Source organism: Streptomyces sp. Ag82_O1-12, assembly GCF_900182715.1.
Lineage (GTDB): Bacteria > Actinomycetota > Actinomycetes > Streptomycetales > Streptomycetaceae > Streptomyces > Streptomyces massasporeus.
This window is the reverse complement of record NZ_FXUW01000001.1, coordinates 4594487-4612704: the sequence shown is the minus strand read 5'-3', so window position 1 is coordinate 4612704 and position 18218 is coordinate 4594487. Positions and strand designations below refer to the sequence as shown.

Genomic DNA, 18218 nt, shown 5'->3' with positions numbered 1-18218 from the left:
CGGTCGTCGCCGTTCGCGTCCGAAAGGCCACTTACGGTTCCGAAGGCCACGACGGCAGAGAAGGCGGCGACAAGCCCCAAGCGAAGCATTCTGTTACGCATAGTCGGCTTCGTCCTCACTTGAAGGTCCCCTCTTCCCCCGTCGAATACGACGATGGCTCATTCGGGCACGTCATGGCCACAGAATCGATGCATCATGTTCCTGCATGTTCAGGACCCTGGGGGGTGGAGATTTGACAACGAATCGGACCAAGGTGACACATCCCCATGTGGTGACCGAGATGTGCGAGGAAGGTGGCCGACTTTACGCGAACGCCCTGCGTGCGGGACGCGTTCTGCGAGCAGACGTGGAAGCGGCTCCCTGCCTGATCGATTTCGCCCTTCTCCACCCGGACCCCGACGATCCGGACTGGCTGCGCCCCATCCCCCCGGCCGTGGCACTCGCGCAGCGGCTCAATCCCATCGAGAACGAGATCACCGAGCGCCGGCGCGTGTCGATCGAACTGTCCGACACCTTCGCCCCCTTCATGGCGCTCAGCGCACAAGCCACGACGACCAGTGACTCCATCACGGTGCTGGAGGGCAGCGAGCGCATCAACGCGGCGCTCAACCTGGCCACGGCCCAGTGCCAGTCCGAAATGCTCACGATCCAGCCGAGCGGTCACCGGCCCGAACGCAGCCTGATCCAGGGCCTGGAACGCGACCGGCCGCTGATCGAACGTGGTGTGCGCATACGAACGCTGTATCCACACACGGCGCGTCACAACCCCGAGAGGCTGGCCTACGCGGGCCAGTTCTCCGACGGCAAGGTGGAGCACCGGACCATCGACGGACTGGTCGAGCGGCTCATCGTCTGCGACGAGACCGTGGCCTTCATCCCCACGCGCGACGACCAGAAGGTCGCACTGGAACTCCGTCATCCGGGTCTCGTCTGCTACCTGATCAAGGTGTTCGAATTCATGTGGGACCGAGCCGTTCCGCTCAGCGCCGGCGCCCCCTACGAAACCGCCCCGGACGGCATCACAGAAATTCAGCACTCCATCGCCAAGCTTCTGGTCGAGGGCCATGTCGACGAGGCCATCGCCCGCCGCCTGGGCATGAACGTCCGCACCTGCCGGGCTCATATCGCCAAGCTGGCGTCAGCTCTGGGCAGCGGGAGTCGCGCCCAACTGGGCTATCTCATCGCGCAGTCCGGCATCCTGGAGCCACAGGGCGCGGCGCAGTGAGCGCACGGCACCGCGAGCACGGCACGGAGGATCTGTGCTCCGCGGGCACGGACCTGTACGAACGGGCGCTGCGCCAGGGGCCGCTACCGGCCGAGGACGCCCAGGCCGCTCCCTGCCTCGTCGACCTGGGCCTGCTGCACCCCGCCCTGGACGACCCCGCCCGGCTGGAGCCCGTCGCCCCTGTGATCGCGCTGCACCGGCTGCTGCGGAGCTCCGAGGAGCGGATCGCGAGCGAACGGCAGCGCGAAGCACGGCTGGCCGAGACATTCGACTCCCTCATGCGGATCGCCGACCCGCAGCCCACGGCCGGCGGAACTCCGACGATCCAGCTCCTCACCGGCACAGAGCAGATCAATCGGGCCATCACCGACGCGGTGGTCGATGCGTCCGAGGAATTGATCACCGTCCAGCCCCGCACCGGCCTCACCGGCGAACGCGGTCAGGTCGCCGACGCCGCGTCACTCGGCCGTGACCAGGCAGCGCTGGACCGTGGCTGCCGCATACGCACCTTGTACCCGCACACGTTGCGCCACTTTCCGATCATCGCGGCCCGTTGCGAGCGGCTGAAGGGCGACGTTCAGATCCGCACGCTGGACGAGGTCCCCGACCGTCTTATCCTCATCGACCGCACGGTGGCCTTCGTCCCGGCCGGTGAGGACGGCAGACTCGCTCTGGAGATCCGTCATCCGGCCATCGTGGATCACCTGGCTGTCACCTTCGACCGCCTCTGGCGTCTGGCCACACCCATGTACCCCGAAGCCGCCCCCCAGCCCTCCCACAACGGCATCACCCCCCGCCAGCACGCCATAGCCGCCCTGCTCGTGGAAGGCCACACCGACGCCGTCATCGCGGAGCGGCTGGGCATGAACATCCGCACCGCCCGCGTCCACATCGCCAAGCTCGCGGCGACGCTGGGGAGTCAGAGCAGGGCGCAACTCGGGTTTCTCATCGGACGCTCGGGGATTCTTGACCAGGAACGCTGACGGAAGCCGACGGGTGCTGAGGACCGTCCAGGCCCGCCTGGGCGATGCGTACGCCCAACTGCGTACGGCTCGCCGCCCCCAGCGTCTCGGAGAGGCGCGCGATGTGTGCCCGGCAGGTCCGGACGCTTATGCCCAGCCGTTCCGCGATGACCGCGTCCTGGTGCCCCTCCGCCAGCAGCGCCGCGATCGACTGCTCCCGGTGCGAGATGCCCTCGATGCCGGTGTCGGGGAGCGGGGCCGTGAGGGGGATGGCCAGGCGCCACAGCCGTTCGAAGACCGTGACGAGGTATTCGACGATCGCCGGGTGCCGTAGCTCCAGGGCCATCGTGCGGTCGGAGTTGGCGGGGATGAAGGCGACCGTGCGGTCGAAGAGGATCAGCCGGTCTATCACCTCGTCCAGCGTGCGCGCCTCCACGGCGTCGCCCATCAGCTCCAGATAGGTCAGCAGCCCCTGCCCGTGCCGGGCGACATGCGTGTACAGGTCCCGCATGCGCACGCCCCGGCCGCGCAGCGCCAGCGACCGATGCAGCCCCTCGGAGAGCTCCGCCTCGCGGCGGATCCCGCCGGGCTGGACCGTGAGCACCTCGGCCGTGCACGCCTGGGTCGCCTCGTCCATCGCGGCCTGGATCCGGGCGAGTCCGTCCAGGACCCGGATCGCCGGGCCCTCCGCCCCCGACGCGGCCGGCCGCACCTGGCGGCTCAGCCCGGCGTACCACTCGACGGCCGCGACGGCCGAACCCACCCGCCGCTGGCTCGCGCTGACCTCGTCGTGCATCCCGCGCAGCAGCCGGGTCATGACCTCCTGCGGGGAGGTCGGCACCAGCCAGTCCATGTCGTCGGGATCCGGGTGCAGCAGGGCGAGTTCCAGCAGGCAGGGCACCGGTTCCGCGTCCCGGCGCGGCACCCGGCCGCGCCGTACGGCCCGGGAGTACACGCGATCCCCGGTGTCGCACAGTCGGTCGGCACCATGGGGATGCTCATCCGCCCCGTGCCCGGCCATCGCCCATCCCACCCCCGGTTTCGCCGTCCTGCCGCAGCGCAACTATGCGCGGACGGGACGTGCTCCGCAACACGGCTCGGCCCGCCGCATGAGCCAAAACGCACCACAACACCCGATAGATGAACCCCTCCGCAAAGGCGCGGTGCAACAAGCTGAAGGTAGCGACGCATCGACCATGCCGTGCACACTGCATGAAGCGGAGATTGACCACTCCGCCTGTCAGTGGGGCGTTCAGACCAACCACTTCGACATGGCCGACCGGAGACATCACACCGAGGATGCCCCGACCCACCGCGCCCGCGTCGGGGTCATGTGCGGCCCCCGCACGAGCGACCGGGGGAAGCCCTTTCGCGTGAGCTTCGGCCTGCCGCTAACCCAGGGGGAAAAGTGATACGCGTGGCCATACTCGGCTACCAATCGCTCGAACTGGCCGGTATCAGAGCCGTTTTGCAGGATGACAGCCGGGTCCGGATCGTCGGCGAAGGAACCTGGAACCAGGCACCGAATATCGTACGGTCGACACGGCCGGACGTCCTCGTCGCCAGCCACAACGACCCTGAGGAGGCGCTGAGCGCCCTGAGGACCTACCGCGTTTCCGTACCCGCTCGCATCGTCCTGGTCAGCCGACTGACGGAGCATGCCACACGCATGCTGCTACGGCTCGGTGTCCGCGGCGTACTGCTGCGGGACGACTGCGTGGAGCATCTGTTGTGGGCAGTCCGGGCCACCGCCGCGGGCAGCCTCGCACTGACGCCGGCCGCGGCCGGATTCGTCGTCGACCAGTACGTAAGGCCAGGGCAACTGTCCGAGGAGGTCACCAGCGCGCGAAAGTTGCTGACATCGCTCAGCCCTCGCGAGCGGGAAATCCTCGAGCTGATCGCCAACGGCGCCTCCAACCCGGTCGTGGCCGAGACGCTGAGTATCAGCGGCCACACCGTCAAGGACCACATCCGGGCCATCTACACCAAGCTCTCCGCCAACAACCGCATCCAAGCGGCCCTGATCTTGTGGCAGGCCCGTAGCCGTCCCGGACCAAAGCCTCCGGAGCACGCCCGTGGTACCTCGGAGCACACCGAGTGCTCGGGGTCCGTACCCGAGGTCCGCCGCCACTTCACGTTGGCCGAACCGGCCACAGCCGCACAGCGCGGGGTGAGCGTTCCCGAGCCGGGCTGAGCGGACCGCACGCACGACGACGCCGGTCGGTCGCAGTGCACCGACCGGCGGCCATGCATCGGGCCGTTCAGTCGTTGCGCGGCCGCCAGGCCGCCCCTGCGGACGAGGCGGTGCGGGCTCCCCACCATGCGATCAGGGATGCGCAAAGCAGACCAGCCGCGCCCACCGTGGACAGGGCCGCCAGTCGGCTTCCGGAGGCCGCCTGCAGAGGGGTCGTGACGTACCAGGTCACCACGACCGCCATGCCGACCGCGAAGACGGCCGGCACCAGCAGCGACCATACGGAGACGGCGTAATAGACCCGGCCGTTCCCGGTCAGCACGGACACCGGACCCAACTCCCGTCCTGCCCGGACGAACTGAGCCACCGAACCGGTCCCGGCCACCAGCACGATCACCAGCACGCCGGTCACGGAGAGCAACTCCAGCCACCGCTGGGCGGCGATGCCCTCACCACTGCCACCCATCGTGCCGGTCATGGCGAACACCTGCACCTTCGTGGCCATGGCGAGGTGGGCGTTGGCCGAGCGGTGCACCTGTGACAGCGACAGCTGTCTGCCGTCCCCCGCCAGGACCATCAGCGACGCGCTCTCCGCATCGCGTGTGATCTCGGCGGCGTCGCCGGTTCGGGCGTAGAGGCGTACTCCGACGGACCGCTCCAGCCCGATGGCCTGGGCCAGGCCCTCGTGCCCGGTGCGCCGCAGTTCGGTGGCCCGGCCACGAGGGGGGCAGGGTGTGCCGAGCGCTCGCCACGCCCTGCAACCGGCGACGAGATCCAGCCGCCCGCCCTCGGAACCCACCGTCACGGCCACGGCGTGCGTTTCCGGCCCCAGGGCGCGTTCGAAGGCCGCTACGTCGGCATGGGCCGTCGACAGCGTCGTCGAGACACTCAGCACGCTGGTGCCCAGCTGGCGCTCCACACTGTGCACACGATCGCTCATCTCGGTGAACAAGCTGATGGCGATCTGTCCTTGGGCAGCCAGCCCGATCGCGATGACCACCGCTGCAACCAACCGTGCGACCGGTCGCGCACCAACCGCCAGACGCCGCCCGGCAATGAGCATCCCGACCCTGCCACGGGCCGCACCGGCCTTAGCCATCGCGGGACCGGTGGCTGCCACCACTGCTCCGATCACCCGGGGCAGCAGTGCGATGGTGAGGACGCTGCCACCCGCGAGAACGGGCAGACGAAAGTCGTAGGGAGCCAGGTCGACGCCCCGCACCGTGCCGAACAGGGCTACGGGGAACAACCACAGCGGCCACTCCCGCCGCTGCTTCGCGGCGGTCGGCCGGGTCGAGCGCCCAGGCCGGTACGGCGGCTGCAGCAACACGACGACCACCAGAACGGCGAACGGCACGCCCAGCACGGCGCCCATGAGCGCGGGCAGGGCCGCCCACGCGTCGGGTGCATACAACACGAACTCGACCACGGGCAGCGGAATGTCGGTGGCGAGCACCGGAGCGAGTGCCGACGCCCCCAGCAACGCGCCGAGGGTTACCGGGATGAGCGCCTCGCCCACCGTGAACCAGGCGCGCGCGCCGGTCGAGGCGCCCAGTGCCGCCAGCACAGCGGTACGCCGGTCACGTCCCGCAGCGCCGACCCGGGCTGCTATCACGACGAACAGTCCGGCTGGCAGGCCGACCATGGCGAGGTAGGCCCAGCGGAATTCCGCGTCACCGAAGTTGTACAGATGCTCGCCGAGAGGTGGGGACCATGGGACGCCGAAGCCGGATACTTTGGTCATGCTCTTGGTGTCCAGCCGCTCAGCGGTGGGCCGCACATAGGCGAAAAACTCGCTCGGCGACTCCAGCCCCTTCCTGGCGATCGAACCCACGGGCGTGCCGTACTCCGTGCGCACCCCGGCTCTCTTGAGGGCGGGCGACAACACGGCCTCACCGCGTTCGGGCCAGCGGCTCAGTCCGGGCGGCAGAGGGGCGTCGGCCGTGAGGGGCTCGATGTATACGACGTCGTACTGGCGCTCCCCGACGGATGCAATTGTCGCGCGCCACAGCAATGTGGCGTGCGCGCCGTCAGTCACCTGGGGCCACCGGGCAGAGCTACGTTCCGTACGGCCGTCGAAGGAGGATGCGGCTAGCAGGGATCCGGCGACCACGAGAACAGCGACCGCGGTGGCGGCGAACAAGGCGTAGAACCGAATGCGACCGGCCTCCGCCGCCTGCGAAGCGGCCCAGCCCATGCGCAGCAGCCGCCGACGCAGTCCTCCGCCGTTCATCGCGCATCCATCAGTTGAACCAAGCGGCCTTCGTGCAAGCGCAGTTGAACGTCGGCTCGACCTGCCACCGCGAGGTCATGGGTCACCACGAGCAAGGCGCACGCATGGTTGCGCGGGGTGCTGAAGAGCAGATCTGCGACGGCCTCGCGCTGATCCCCATCCAGGGCACCGGTCGGCTCGTCGGCGAGCAGTAGTTCGGGCGTATTGATCAGGGCGCGGGCCACGGCGACCCGTTGCCGTTCACCTCCGGACAGGTCTTGCGTAGTCGCAGCCTCGGGCACCCCGAGATCGGTGAGCAGACTCGTCGCCCGGTTGCGCGCGTCGTCGACGGGGTCGCCGGCCAGGAGGCTCGCGATCATCACGTTCTCCACCGGAGTCAGTTCAGGGAGGAGTTCGCCGAACTGGAAGATCATGCCGATGTGCTGTCGCCGGTGAGCGGCAAGCTTTCGAGCCGACAACCGAGTGATGTCCTCACCCGCTACCTCCACCCGGCCCGACTGAGGGCGGATCAGCCCCATGAGGCACATCAGTAACGTCGACTTGCCACTGCCTGAGGGCCCCATCACGGAGACGGACTGTCCGGCCGACACGGTGAGATCGACGCCGTCGAGAAGACGCCGACCGGAGACGCCGTAGGCCACCTCGCTCAGGTGCAACACGGGTGGGGCGGGGGGTGGGTTCACGCGGGGCTCCTCGGCCGAGTCGGAATGACAACTGCATAGAAGGGGGGCGGTGCGTCACACGAGGACAAGCCTGACCGGAAGGCGCTGTGGGCCCCCTCCGGTCAGGCTTTCGGCCCGTGTCGGTGTGCACCGGTGCATACCGACACGGGCTAGGCCTACGAGTTCAACTCACTCAGCTCGAGAACCAATCGGTGTGCCAGTCCGGCAGGTTGTTGCGGGAGACGGTGCCGCGAGCCTTGAAAATCTCGGATGCCTTGCCGCTCTCGACCGTGCCCTTGTTACCGTCGTTGTCCTTGGGCCCGTTGGGACCGTCCTTGTTCCACAGGGTCAGCTTGTCGTCCGGATGGGCCACTCGGTAGTACTCCGCCTTGACCCAGTGGTCGTTGCCCGTGTCCTTGATGTTCATGATCGTGCGGTTGCTCTCGGTCCAGAACTTGAGCTCGCCCTCGTAGTAGTGCGGCCCCAACTCGTCCGCGAAGGCAGGCGTCGCCGTTCCGAGCGCGAGAGCGGCGATGATCCCGACCCCCACGCGCCGTGCGGTTCTCATGTTCACGAAGGTGCTTCCTCTCCCTGATGGTGTTCTCCTTCCGCCGCGGTTCGGAAGGGTCGGGAACGCACCGCGAAAAGCCGTGCGTCCCGTGTTCCTCAAGACTGCCGGGCAGCGATCACCGGAGGAACCCACCCATCGGGGGGTATGACACCTGGGCCCCACCCGTGAGGGGGCCCGCCCACACACGGGTGGCGGGTCTGGGATCCGGACCGGGCTGAGTCCCTCCCTGGGGCGAGACCCCTCATGGGACTCTCTGGGAACTGCCCGCTGAGCAGGACGCCGAGGGGAAGCATCGCGAGAGGGACGGTGGATCAGGCGAAGCCGAACGGAATGGCGATGAGCACGGAGCAGCGAGTGGGATCGGGCAAGGAGCTGTCGTTTGAGGCGGGTCAGCGCCGTGCCGGTCCAGGTGACCGGTGACCGGTGAGGGCTTGACGCGTTCCGCCGGGTGCATGCGGCGGCTGACGTGTCCTATCACGTACCCGGTACGTGGGACGGACGCCCGGCTACGGTTCACGAGGGGATTGCGAACGCGAACGGCCGGGCGCGGCCAAGAGCCGTCGCGGGCAGGCAGCGGCTCCAGCCGCTCGTACACCGCCCCGTAACGGAATTGAGGCGTGTACAGGTCGGCGTCACCACCGAGGTCGTTCCCCCTCGGCCTCCTTCATGTCGACGAGCGCCCTCAGCTGCCGGGTGACCCTCTCCTGCCCTCATTCACACAGGTCCCCGGCTGGCGCGCCCGCCGCTCGGCCCCGCTCCCTGGCGGATCCCTCGTCGGTCGCGTGCACCAGAACGAAGCCCTGGGCAGGGGCTGCTAACGGGCCCAGCCGGCCCCGGCACGAGGCTCGCCTACTTCAGACCGGCAGCCTGGCACGCCGCCTTGTACTCGGCGGTGCAGATGTCCGACAGCTTGTAGATGTCGTCCGCGACCACCGTGTCCTTGATGTTCTCCTTGGTGAGCGCGACCACGGGCACGAGCTGCGCCGGGATGCCCTTGTCCGTGGGGCTGTCGACCTTGTCGCGGGTGAGGGCGGCGAACTGGATGTCGCGGCCCTGGACCTTGGCGACGGCCATCTCCGCGGCGTTCTCCGCCTCCTGCGGGTAGGACTTGTACACGCTCATGTACTGCTCGCCGCTGAGGATCCGCTGCACGGCGGGGAGCTCCGCGTCCTGCCCGGTGATCGGGGGCAGGTCGGACACGCCTGCGGCCTCCAGCGCCTTGACGATGCCTCCCGCCATGCCGTCGTTGGCGGAGTACACCGCCGCGATGTTGCCCTTGCCGATCTTCCGGATCGCGTCGGCCATGTTGGCCTCGGCGTTCTCCGGCTTCCAGTCCTTGGTGTCGAAGGACTCGGCGATCGTCACCTTGCCGTTCAGCTCGGACATCGCGCCCGCCTTGAACTGCTTGGCGTTCGGGTCCGTCGACGAGCCGTTCATCATGACGATCTTGTCGGAGAGGCTCGCCTTCTCGCCGATGGCCTCCAGCAGGGTGCGGCCCTGGACCTCGCCGACCAGCTCGTTGTCGAAGGAGATGTAGGCGTCGATCGGGCCCTCGGCCAGCCGGTCGTAGGCGATGACCGGGATGCCGGCCTCCTTGGCCTTCTTCACGCCGCTCGCGATGGCCTGCGCGTCGACGGCGTCCAGCAGGATCACGTCGACCCGGTCGTCGATCATCTGCTGCAGCTGGCCCGCCTGCTTGTCCGCGTTCGCCTCGGCGTTGGCGTACTCGACGCGGCCCTTGTCGTTGGTGAGCGACTCGACCTTCTGCTTGATGATCGGGTAGTCGAAGTTCTCGTACCGCGTGTTCGCCTTCTCCGGCAGGAGCAGGCCCACCGTGATGTCGTTGCCCTTCGCCGGGCTCGCGTCGTCACTGCTCCCCGTCGCGTTGAGCACGCCGCAACCGGCGAGCGTGACGGACATCGTGGCGGCTGCCACGGATATGGAGAGGCGACGACGCATGCGGGAGCTCACTTCGCGTGTGATTCGGACGTGGGCACCGCTTTTGGGACCCATGTGACTGAAAAGCCAACGCGGATGCGCCCCCAGCGTCAAGCGGAACCACTTAACGAGATGACAACACCACGCTCCGCAGCAGTTGTGAAGACTCTGCGGAATCACCTTCAAGTGCCGCGCACGTTCCGGTCATCCGCAGGAGACCGAGCGAGACCAGGTGATACCGGGTGAGGCCGGGTGAGGCCGGGTGAGACCGCATGAGACCGGCTGAGATCGGGTGAGACCGGGTGAGACCACACCAAGGCACACGAAAGGGCCGGGAGTGAGCTCCCGGCCCTCTCATGTGCGCATCCGCGTCAGTCGGACTGCTGCTGCCGCTTCGGCCGCCACACCACCAGCGCGCTGGTCTGCTGCACCTCCTGGTACGGCACCAGGTCGCGGCGGTACGACGCGTGCACCGCGGCCTCGCGCTGGCGCATCGCCGCCGCCGCTCCGTCGAGCGCGTCCTGCATCTCGGCCAGCCGGGCCTGGAGCGCGGCGACCTGGTTCTCCAGTTCGATGATGCGCTTGATACCGGCCAGGTTGATGCCCTCGTCCTGCGACAACTGCTGGACGGTGCGCAGCAGCTCGATGTCGCGAGCCGAGTAGCGCCGGCCCCGGCCCGCGGTGCGGTCCGGGGACACCAGGCCCAGCCGGTCGTACTGGCGCAGGGTCTGGGGGTGCAGGCCGGACAGCTGGGCCGCCACCGAGATGACGTAGACCGGGGTTTCCTCGGTCAGTTCATACGGATTGCGCCGACGACCGTCCATCTGACTCATGCTCCCTTCGCGGCCTGGAACAGATCCGCCCGCGGATCCTCACCCGCGGTCGCCTCGCGGTACGCCTCGAGTGCGTCACGAGCCTTCCCCGTCAGGTCCTTCGGAACACTCACCTCCACGGTGACCAGAAGGTCGCCGCGGGTGCCGTCCTTGCGGACCGCGCCCTTGCCCCGGGCGCGCATGGTGCGCCCGTTGGGCGTGCCCGGAGGCAGCTTCAGCGTGACGGGCGGGCCGCCCAGGGTGGGCACCCGCACCTCGCCGCCGAGGGCCGCCTCGGTGAAGGTCACCGGGACGGTGACCGTGAGGTTGTCCTCCTTGCGGCCGAACACCGGGTGGGTGTCGACGTGCACGACCACGTAGAGGTCGCCCGCCGGCCCGCCGCGCTCGCCCGGCGCTCCCTTGCCGCGCAGCCGGATCCGCTGGCTGTCGCTGACGCCGGCGGGGATGCGCACCTGCATGGTCCGCGAGGACTTGGCCCGGCCGCTGCCCTTGCAGACCTCGCAGGCGTTCTCCGCGATCAGGCCGCGGCCCTTGCAGTCCGGGCAGGGGTCGGTCAGGGAGAAGCCGCCGCCGCTGCCCCGGGCGACCTGCCCGGTGCCGACGCAGGTCGGGCACACGCGCGGCGTGCCGTTCTTGTCGCCGGTGCCCGAACAGGCCTTGCAGGGAGACTGCGACGACATCCGCAGCGGGACGGTCGCGCCCTCGATCGCCTCGGTGAAGCTGAGCGTGACCTCGGACTCGATGTCCTGGCCGCGCCGGGGGTGCGTACGCGTCCCCGGCCCGCCCGCGCCGCCGCGGTTGAACAGGCCCCCGAAAACGTCACCGAGTCCGCCGCCGAAGCCGCCGGCTCCCTGGCCGCCGCCCTGGGCGCCGCCTCCGAAGAGGTCGCCCAGGTCGAAGTTGAAGGAGCCGCCCGCGCCGCCCGGCCCCGGGCGGAAGCCGCCGTTGCCGAAGAGGGCGCGCGCGTCGTCGTACTCCTTGCGCTTCTTGGGGTCGCCGAGGATGTCGTTGGCCTCGGAGATCTCCTTGAAGCGCTCCTCCGCCTTGACGTTGCCGGTGTTGGCGTCCGGGTGGAACTCGCGGGCGAGCTTCCGGTACGCCTTCTTGATCTCGGCCTCGGTGGCGTCCTTGGGGACGCCGAGGACCTTGTAGTAGTCCTTCTCGATGAAGTCCTTGGTGCTCATCCTCGACGCCCCTCCTTCCCTTCGTTGATGACGTCAGCCCTCGTCCGGGCCACCGCTCTCCTTGTCGTCGGCGTCGGCGGACTCGTCCGCCTTGACCGTCTGCGCCCCCGGTTGGGGTTCGGCCACCGCCACCCGCGCGGGGCGGATGGTGCGCTCGCCGATCCGGTACCCGGGCTGCAGGATCGCGACGCACGTCGTCTCGGTGACGTCCGGTGCGTAGCTGTGCATCAGGGCTTCGTGGATCGTCGGGTCGAAGGGCTCGCCCTCCTTGCCGAACTGCTGCAGGCCCATCTTCGCCGCGGTGCTCTCCAGCGACTCGGCGACGGACTTGAAGCCGCCGACCAGTTCGCCGTGTTCGCGTGCGCGGCCGATGTCGTCGAGCACGGGCAGGAGCTCGGTCAGGAGGTTCGCGATGGCGATCTCCTTGACCGCGATCCGGTCGCGCTCGACCCGGCGGCGGTAGTTCTGGAACTCGGCCTGGAGGCGCTGGAGGTCCGCCGTGCGCTCACCGAGCGCTGTGCGGGCCTGGTCCAGCTGGGCCACCAGAGCCACGTCCTGGCCCGTGTCCCCGGCCGGGGCCGTCTCCTCCTCCGCGGAGGGGGAGGCGGCCTTCGGCTCGGCGTCGTCGGAGGTGGCGCCGGAAGGGACGTCGGGCTGCTGCTCGTCGAAGCCCGGGGTCTCCTCCGTCACGCGGCACCGTCCTTCCGGTCCTCGTCGACGATCTCGGCGTCGACGACGTCGTCGTCAGCGGCCTTGGCACCACCGGCGGCGTCACCCGCGTCACCGGCGGGGCCACCGGCGGCCTGGGCCGCGCCGGCGTCCGCGTACATGGCCTGGCCGAGCTTCTGCGAGACGGCCGCGACCTTCTCGGTGGCGGTGCGGATCTCGGCGGAGTCCTCGCCCTTGAGCTTCTCCTTCAGCTCGGCGACGGCCTCCTCCACCTCGGTCTTGATGTCGCCCGGGACCTTGTCCTCGTTGTCCTTGAGGAACTTCTCGGTCTGGTAGACGAGCTGCTCGCCCTGGTTGCGGGACTCGGCGGCCTCGCGGCGCTTGTGGTCCTCCTCCGCGTACTGCTCGGCCTCCTGGCGCATGCGGTCGACCTCGTCCTTCGGCAGCGAGGAGCCGCCGGTGACGGTCATCTTCTGCTCCTTGCCGGTGCCGAGGTCCTTCGCCGTGACGTGCATGATGCCGTTGGCGTCGATGTCGAAGGACACCTCGATCTGCGGGACGCCGCGGGGCGCCGGCGGCAGACCGGTCAGCTCGAACATCCCGAGCTTCTTGTTGTACGCCGCGATCTCGCGCTCGCCCTGGTAGACCTGGATCTGCACGGAGGGCTGGTTGTCCTCGGCGGTGGTGAAGATCTCGGACCGCTTGGTCGGGATCGTCGTGTTCCGCTCGATGAGCTTGGTCATGATGCCGCCCTTGGTCTCGATGCCGAGGGACAGCGGGGTGACGTCGAGGAGCAGGACGTCCTTGACCTCGCCCTTGAGGACACCGGCCTGCAGGGCGGCGCCGATGGCGACGACCTCGTCCGGGTTGACGCCCTTGTTGGCGTCCTTGCCGCCGGTCAGCTCCTTGACGAGCTCCGCGACGGCGGGCATACGGGTGGAGCCGCCGACCAGGACGACGTGGTCGATCTCGCTGATGGAGATGCCGGCGTCCTTGATGACGTTGTGGAACGGCGTCTTGCAGCGCTCCAGGAGGTCCGCGGTCAGCTGCTGGAACTGGGCGCGGGTGAGCTTCTCGTCGAGGTGCAGGGGGCCCTCGGCGGAGGCGGTGATGTAGGGCAGGTTGATCGAGGTCTCGGTGGACGAGGACAGCTCGATCTTCGCCTTCTCGGCGGCCTCGCGCAGACGCTGCAGGGCCATCTTGTCCTTGCCCAGGTCCACGCCGTGGCCGGACTGGAACTGCTGGACCAGGTAGTCGACGACGCGCTGGTCCCAGTCGTCACCACCGAGGTGGTTGTCACCGTTGGTGGCCTTCACCTCGACGACGCCGTCGCCGATCTCCAGCAGCGAGACGTCGAACGTACCGCCACCGAGGTCGAAGACCAGGATGGTCTGGTCGTCCTTGTCGAGGCCGTACGCCAGGGCGGCCGCGGTGGGCTCGTTGACGATGCGCAGCACGTTCAGACCGGCGATCTCGCCGGCCTCCTTCGTGGCCTGACGCTCGGAGTCGTTGAAGTACGCCGGGACGGTGATGACCGCGTCGGTCACCTTCTCGCCCAGGTAGGACTCGGCGTCACGCTTGAGCTTCTGGAGCACGAAGGCGCTGATCTGCTGCGGGTTGAAGGGCTTCCCGTCGAGCTCGATCTTCCAGTCCGTGCCCATGTGACGCTTCACGGAGCGGATGGTCCGGTCCACGTTCGTGACCGCCTGGCGCTTGGCCACCTCTCCGACGAGCACTTCACCGTTCTTGGCGAAGGCGACGACGGACGGCGTGGTCCTGGCGCCCTCGGCGTTGGTGATGACGGTGGGCTCGCCGCCCTCCAGAACGCTGACGACGGAGTTAGTCGTGCCCAGGTCGATGCCGACCGCACGTGCCATGGTTGATTCCTCCAGCTGACTTGAGTGGAACGGACTCAAGTGTGCACGACGGCCCCCAACCGGTCAACAGAGCTGAGTCGGGCAGGCTCAACTCTTATCCGTTCCTTACGCGCAATGGGGCTCCGACCTGCGGAGATACGCTGCGTCGGGGGCCGTGCACAGGGACACGCGAGAGGGTGAACACCACGACGAGGACCCCTCCCACCACCCACCACAGGGCGCCGGCCCCGATGTGGCCCGCATGCGCGAGTACCCCGACGAGCATCCCGGACAACGCCCCGATTCCCAGCAGCAGACTCGCCCCCGGAGCGGTCAGCCCGAGCCGCCGCAGCCGGTGCGCCAGATGGTCGGGCCCGCCGCGTCCCACGCCCCGCCCGGCCAACCGCCGTACTCCCAGCACGAGTACGGCATCGGCGGCCACCACCGCGGTCAGCGCGAACAGGACCCCCGCGCTCTCCACGACTCCGTACCCGGCCCGCGCGTACACGGCCCCCACGGCGATCACGAACCCCGCGGACATGGACCCGCAGCTGCCCAGCGCCACGCGCGCGGGGTGCCAGTTGTGCAGCAGGAACCCGGTCAGCGCGGCGGCCAGCACGCTCATCAGCCCCGCGATCCCGTCCATCACCTCGACGGCCGCACAGGCCGCCACCCCGAAGGCCGTGACGACCCCGACCGTGCCCGCCAGCCCGTCGGCGTGATCGAGCCCCCGGAACCCGAACACCACCGCCACGACCCACGCGACGGCCAGCAGCCCGGTCCCCACCCCCGTCTCCCCGTACGGCACGACACACGCGGCCGCCACGCCCGTACCGGCGGCCAGCACCCGTCGGCGCAGCCGCCACACGTCACCGGCGAGCCCGAGCAGGGCGACGGCGCCCGCGGCGACGAGCACCCCGCGCACGCCGTCGGCGGGCGGCGCGATCCCCAGCCACTCCCCGGCCCCGACGACCAGACCGGTGACGAGCACGACGGCCACGCCCCCGGACAGCGGTACGTCCCGCTGCCGCCGCCGCTCGACCAGTCGCAGCCGTAGCGCGGGGGTTCGCAGGGCGGCCGCGAGCAGGGCGGTGAGAAGAAGGGCGGTGGCGGCGGCGCTGATCCCGTAGAGCACGGATATAAGGTAGGCGGGATTATGACATTTCGGTATGAATAACACGGCGAGATGACGTCGGGATCGCGACGGAACCACGGCGGCATCGCATCAGGATCGCGAGGCGGGATCGCGTCGGGAGGGTGACCGGATCCGGTCCGTTTCTGAGGCAACCCTCAGCGATTCAGATCACTGCCCACCCGGCTACAGTGCGGCGGAGGATGAGGGTAGTCTCAGACGGACTGCATAAGTTACCGCTTAGTAATCTCGGGGAAGCCTGAAGAACGACAGGTCCCCCTGACAAGACCCTCGCAGGCCCGAGGAGCCCCCATGCAACTCGCCGCGATCATCGTGTCGCTGGTTCTGACCGTGGTCGGCGTCGCGCTGCTCGCACGCGCGATCGGCCAGTTCGTCCGGTACTTCAAGCTGGGCCAGCCGGTCCCGGCCGGTACCCGGACCGACAACCCCTACCAGCGCAGCGTGACCCTGGTGAAGGAGTTCCTCGGCCACACGCGCATGAACCGGTGGGGCATCGTCGGTGTCGCCCACTGGTTCGTCGCCGTCGGCTTCCTGACGCTCCCGCCGACCCTCGCCCAGGCCTTCGGCCAGCTGTTCAAGGCCGACTGGGTGCTGCCGGTCGTCGGCGAGTTCCTGCCGTTCGAGCTGTACATCGAGTTCATCGGCGTGATGACGATCCTGGGCATCGCGGTGCTCATCGCGATCCGCCTGCTGAACCTGCCGAGCCGCCCGGGCCGCAAGTCCCGCTTCGCCGGTTCCAAGGCCGGCCAGGCGTACTTCGTCGAGTACGTCATCCTCACCATCGGCCTCGCGATCTACGTCCTGCGGGGTCTGGAGGGCGCGCTCCACCACGTCGACCACTACGAGGCGTCGTACTTCGCGTCGTACCCGCTGGTGCTCGCGTTCAAGGGGCTGAGCGTCACGGCGCTGCAGAACCTCGTCTACTTCGTCGCGATGATCAAGATCGGCACCTCGTTCATCTGGATGATCGTGGTGTCGCTCAACACCAACATGGGTGTCGCCTGGCACCGCTTCCTCGCCTTCCCGAACATCTGGTTCAAGCGCGAGGCGAGCGGCGGCACGGCCCTCGGCGCGCTCCAGCCGATGACCTCGGGCGGCAAGCCGATCGACTTCACCGACCCCGGTGACGACGACGTCTTCGGCGTCTCCCAGGTCGAGCAGTACTCCTGGAAGGGCCTGCTGGACTTCTCCACCTGCACCGAGTGCGGCCGCTGCCAGTCGCAGTGCCCCGCCTGGAACACGGGCAAGCCCCTCTCCCCCAAGCTGCTGATCATGTCCCTGCGGGACCACGCGCACGCCAAGGCGCCGTACCTGCTGGCCGGCGGCGGCAAGACCATGGAGGGCGAGGAGAAGGCGTCCGAGGAGCAGCTCGCCTCGGTGCCCGCGGCAGCGCTGGCCGAGGCCGAGCGCCCCCTGGTCGGCACGCTGGAGGAGAACGGCGTCATCGACCCGGACGTCCTGTGGTCCTGCACCACGTGTGGCGCCTGTGTCGAGCAGTGCCCGGTCGACATCGAGCACGTCGACCACATCGTCGACATGCGCCGCTACCAGGTGATGATCGAGTCGTCGTTCCCGTCCGAGGCGGGCACCATGCTCAAGAACCTGGAGAAGAAGGGCAACCCCTGGGGCCTGGCGAAGAAGCAGCGCCTGGAGTGGCTCAAGGAGGTCGACTTCGAGGTCCCGGTCGTCGGCAAGGACATCGAGGACCTGTCCGAGGTCGAGTACCTGTACTGGGTCGGCTGCGCCGGCGCCCTGGAGGACCGCGCCAAGAAGACCACGAAGGCCTTCGCGGAGCTTCTCCACATCGCGGGCGTCAAGTTCGCGATCATGGGCGGCGACGAGAAGTGCACCGGTGACTCCGCCCGGCGTCTCGGCAACGAGCCCCTGTTCCAGGAGCTCGGCATGGAGAACGTCATGGCGCTGAACATGGCGTTCGGCGAGGAGATGGACGACGAGGGCAAGGTCGTCGCCGAGTCGGCGAAGCCCAAGTCGGCCAAGAAGATCGTCGCCACCTGCCCGCACTGCCTCAACACGCTCGGCAACGAGTACCCGCAGCTCGGCGGCGACTACGAGGTCATCCACCACACGCAGCTGCTCCAGCACCTCGTCGACGAGGGCAAGCTGATCCCGGTCACGCCGGTCGAGGGCATCATCACGTACCACGACCCGTGCTACCTGGGCCGCCACAACAAGATCTACACGCCGCCGCGCGAGATCATCGCCGCCGTCCCCGGTGTCCGCAACGAGGAGATGCACCGCCACAAGGAGCGCGGCTTCTGCTGCGGCGCCGGTGGTGCGCGGATGTGGATGGAGGAGCGGATCGGCAAGCGCATCAACAACGAGCGCGTCGACGAGGCCCTGTCGGTCAACCCCGACATCGTCTCGACGGCCTGCCCGTTCTGCCTGGTCATGCTCACGGACTCCGTCAACGGCAAGAAGAACGACGGCAAGGCGAAGGAGTCCATCCAGGTCGTGGACGTCGCCCAGCTGCTGCTGGACTCGGTGAAGACGCCGGTCCCGGCGGAGGCCGCGGACGACGGCCCGGACGACTCCGACGGCGACGACGGCGAGCCACCGGCGGGCACGTCGGACTCCGAGAACACGCCGGCGCCGGAGCCGGTGAAGTAACCGTCGCCTTCCGCACCTCCGCGCTTCACACCCCCTGTCCGGGCCACCGGGCGGGGGGTGTCGGCGTTCCGGGAACGTGGTTACGGATGGCCGGTGAGGCCGGGGGCCGG

At 68.9% G+C, this 18218-nt stretch carries 14 protein-coding genes; 4 read left to right on the top strand and 10 right to left on the bottom strand.

The window, feature by feature from the left end:
- The first annotated feature begins 205 nt into the window (after positions 1-205).
- Together QOL88_RS21200 and QOL88_RS21195 are read left to right on the top strand one after the other, a co-directional pair.
- A complete protein-coding gene (locus QOL88_RS21200; protein ID WP_179878919.1) occupies positions 206-1225 on the top strand; it encodes a helix-turn-helix domain-containing protein in 1020 nt (339 codons plus the stop codon).
- On the top strand, positions 1222-2208 hold the full coding sequence (locus QOL88_RS21195; protein WP_097218359.1) for a helix-turn-helix transcriptional regulator: 987 nt from the start codon (positions 1222-1224) through the stop codon (positions 2206-2208). Before QOL88_RS21200 ends, QOL88_RS21195 begins: the two co-directional genes overlap by 4 nt.
- Here the strand turns inward: QOL88_RS21195 and QOL88_RS21190 are convergent.
- Complete coding sequence (locus QOL88_RS21190) at positions 2171-3208, bottom strand: helix-turn-helix transcriptional regulator (protein WP_097218357.1); 1038 nt, start codon at positions 3206-3208, stop codon at positions 2171-2173. The genes QOL88_RS21195 and QOL88_RS21190 overlap by 38 nt on opposite strands.
- A gap of 396 nt (positions 3209-3604) precedes the next feature.
- Here QOL88_RS21190 and QOL88_RS21185 point away from each other — a divergent pair, with 396 nt between their 5' ends.
- Positions 3605-4381 (top strand): LuxR C-terminal-related transcriptional regulator, encoded by a 777-nt coding sequence (locus QOL88_RS21185; protein WP_143668877.1) that lies wholly within the window; start codon positions 3605-3607, stop codon positions 4379-4381.
- 67 nt (positions 4382-4448) lie between these two features.
- On the opposite strand, the gene QOL88_RS21180 is transcribed toward QOL88_RS21185, so the two are convergent.
- The 9 genes from QOL88_RS21180 to QOL88_RS21140 all read right to left on the bottom strand — a co-directional run bounded on the left by QOL88_RS21180 (position 4449) and on the right by QOL88_RS21140 (position 15462).
- Entirely contained in the window at positions 4449-6614 is a 2166-nt protein-coding gene (locus QOL88_RS21180; RefSeq protein ID WP_143668876.1) for a hypothetical protein, read from the bottom strand.
- Positions 6611-7297 (bottom strand): ABC transporter ATP-binding protein, encoded by a 687-nt coding sequence (locus QOL88_RS21175; RefSeq protein ID WP_097218346.1) that lies wholly within the window; start codon positions 7295-7297, stop codon positions 6611-6613. The genes QOL88_RS21180 and QOL88_RS21175 overlap by 4 nt, the downstream gene beginning before the upstream one ends.
- A gap of 172 nt (positions 7298-7469) precedes the next feature.
- Positions 7470-7844 carry a hypothetical protein gene (locus QOL88_RS21170; protein WP_143668875.1) on the bottom strand — a complete coding sequence of 125 codons (375 nt, stop codon included), beginning with the start codon at positions 7842-7844 and terminating at the stop codon, positions 7470-7472.
- A gap of 852 nt (positions 7845-8696) precedes the next feature.
- A complete protein-coding gene (locus QOL88_RS21165) occupies positions 8697-9806 on the bottom strand; it encodes a sugar ABC transporter substrate-binding protein (protein ID WP_373559298.1) in 1110 nt (369 codons plus the stop codon).
- 350 nt (positions 9807-10156) lie between these two features.
- Positions 10157-10609, bottom strand: coding sequence for a heat shock protein transcriptional repressor HspR (locus QOL88_RS21160; protein WP_062928190.1), 453 nt, complete (start codon positions 10607-10609; stop codon positions 10157-10159).
- A 5-nt stretch (positions 10610-10614) separates the two neighbouring features.
- Positions 10615-11802: a molecular chaperone DnaJ gene (gene dnaJ, locus QOL88_RS21155; protein WP_097218338.1), complete on the bottom strand. Its 1188-nt coding sequence runs from the start codon at positions 11800-11802 to the stop codon at positions 10615-10617.
- Positions 11803-11835: 33 nt separating this feature from the next.
- Positions 11836-12492 carry a nucleotide exchange factor GrpE gene (grpE, locus tag QOL88_RS21150; protein ID WP_097218336.1) on the bottom strand — a complete coding sequence of 219 codons (657 nt, stop codon included), beginning with the start codon at positions 12490-12492 and terminating at the stop codon, positions 11836-11838.
- Positions 12489-14348 carry a molecular chaperone DnaK gene (gene dnaK, locus QOL88_RS21145; RefSeq protein ID WP_097218333.1) on the bottom strand — a complete coding sequence of 620 codons (1860 nt, stop codon included), beginning with the start codon at positions 14346-14348 and terminating at the stop codon, positions 12489-12491. The genes grpE and dnaK overlap by 4 nt, the downstream gene beginning before the upstream one ends.
- 94 nt (positions 14349-14442) lie before the next feature.
- Complete coding sequence (locus tag QOL88_RS21140) at positions 14443-15462, bottom strand: MraY family glycosyltransferase (protein WP_097218330.1); 1020 nt, start codon at positions 15460-15462, stop codon at positions 14443-14445.
- A 309-nt stretch (positions 15463-15771) separates the two neighbouring features.
- Here QOL88_RS21140 and QOL88_RS21135 point away from each other — a divergent pair, with 309 nt between their 5' ends.
- The gene (locus QOL88_RS21135; protein ID WP_097218327.1) at positions 15772-18108 is read left to right on the top strand and encodes a (Fe-S)-binding protein; all 2337 of its coding nucleotides are present in this window, start codon (positions 15772-15774) and stop codon (positions 18106-18108) included.
- Positions 18109-18218: the final 110 nt, after the last annotated feature.

Excerpts from the sequence above, each read along its gene's own strand:
- QOL88_RS21165 (WP_373559298.1), bottom strand. The coding sequence starts at position 9,806 with ATGCGTCGTCGCCTCTCCATATCCGTGGCAGCCGCCACGATGTCCGTC.
- dnaJ (WP_097218338.1), bottom strand. The coding sequence starts at position 11,802 with ATGAGCACCAAGGACTTCATCGAGAAGGACTACTACAAGGTCCTCGGC.
- QOL88_RS21190 (WP_097218357.1), bottom strand. The coding sequence starts at position 3,208 with ATGGCCGGGCACGGGGCGGATGAGCATCCCCATGGTGCCGACCGACTG.
- QOL88_RS21135 (WP_097218327.1), top strand. The coding sequence starts at position 15,772 with ATGCAACTCGCCGCGATCATCGTGTCGCTGGTTCTGACCGTGGTCGGC.
- QOL88_RS21200 (WP_179878919.1), top strand. The coding sequence starts at position 206 with ATGTTCAGGACCCTGGGGGGTGGAGATTTGACAACGAATCGGACCAAG.
- dnaK (WP_097218333.1), bottom strand. The coding sequence starts at position 14,348 with ATGGCACGTGCGGTCGGCATCGACCTGGGCACGACTAACTCCGTCGTC.
- QOL88_RS21160 (WP_062928190.1), bottom strand. The coding sequence starts at position 10,609 with ATGGACGGTCGTCGGCGCAATCCGTATGAACTGACCGAGGAAACCCCG.
- QOL88_RS21170 (WP_143668875.1), bottom strand. The coding sequence starts at position 7,844 with ATGAGAACCGCACGGCGCGTGGGGGTCGGGATCATCGCCGCTCTCGCG.
- QOL88_RS21180 (WP_143668876.1), bottom strand. The coding sequence starts at position 6,614 with ATGAACGGCGGAGGACTGCGTCGGCGGCTGCTGCGCATGGGCTGGGCC.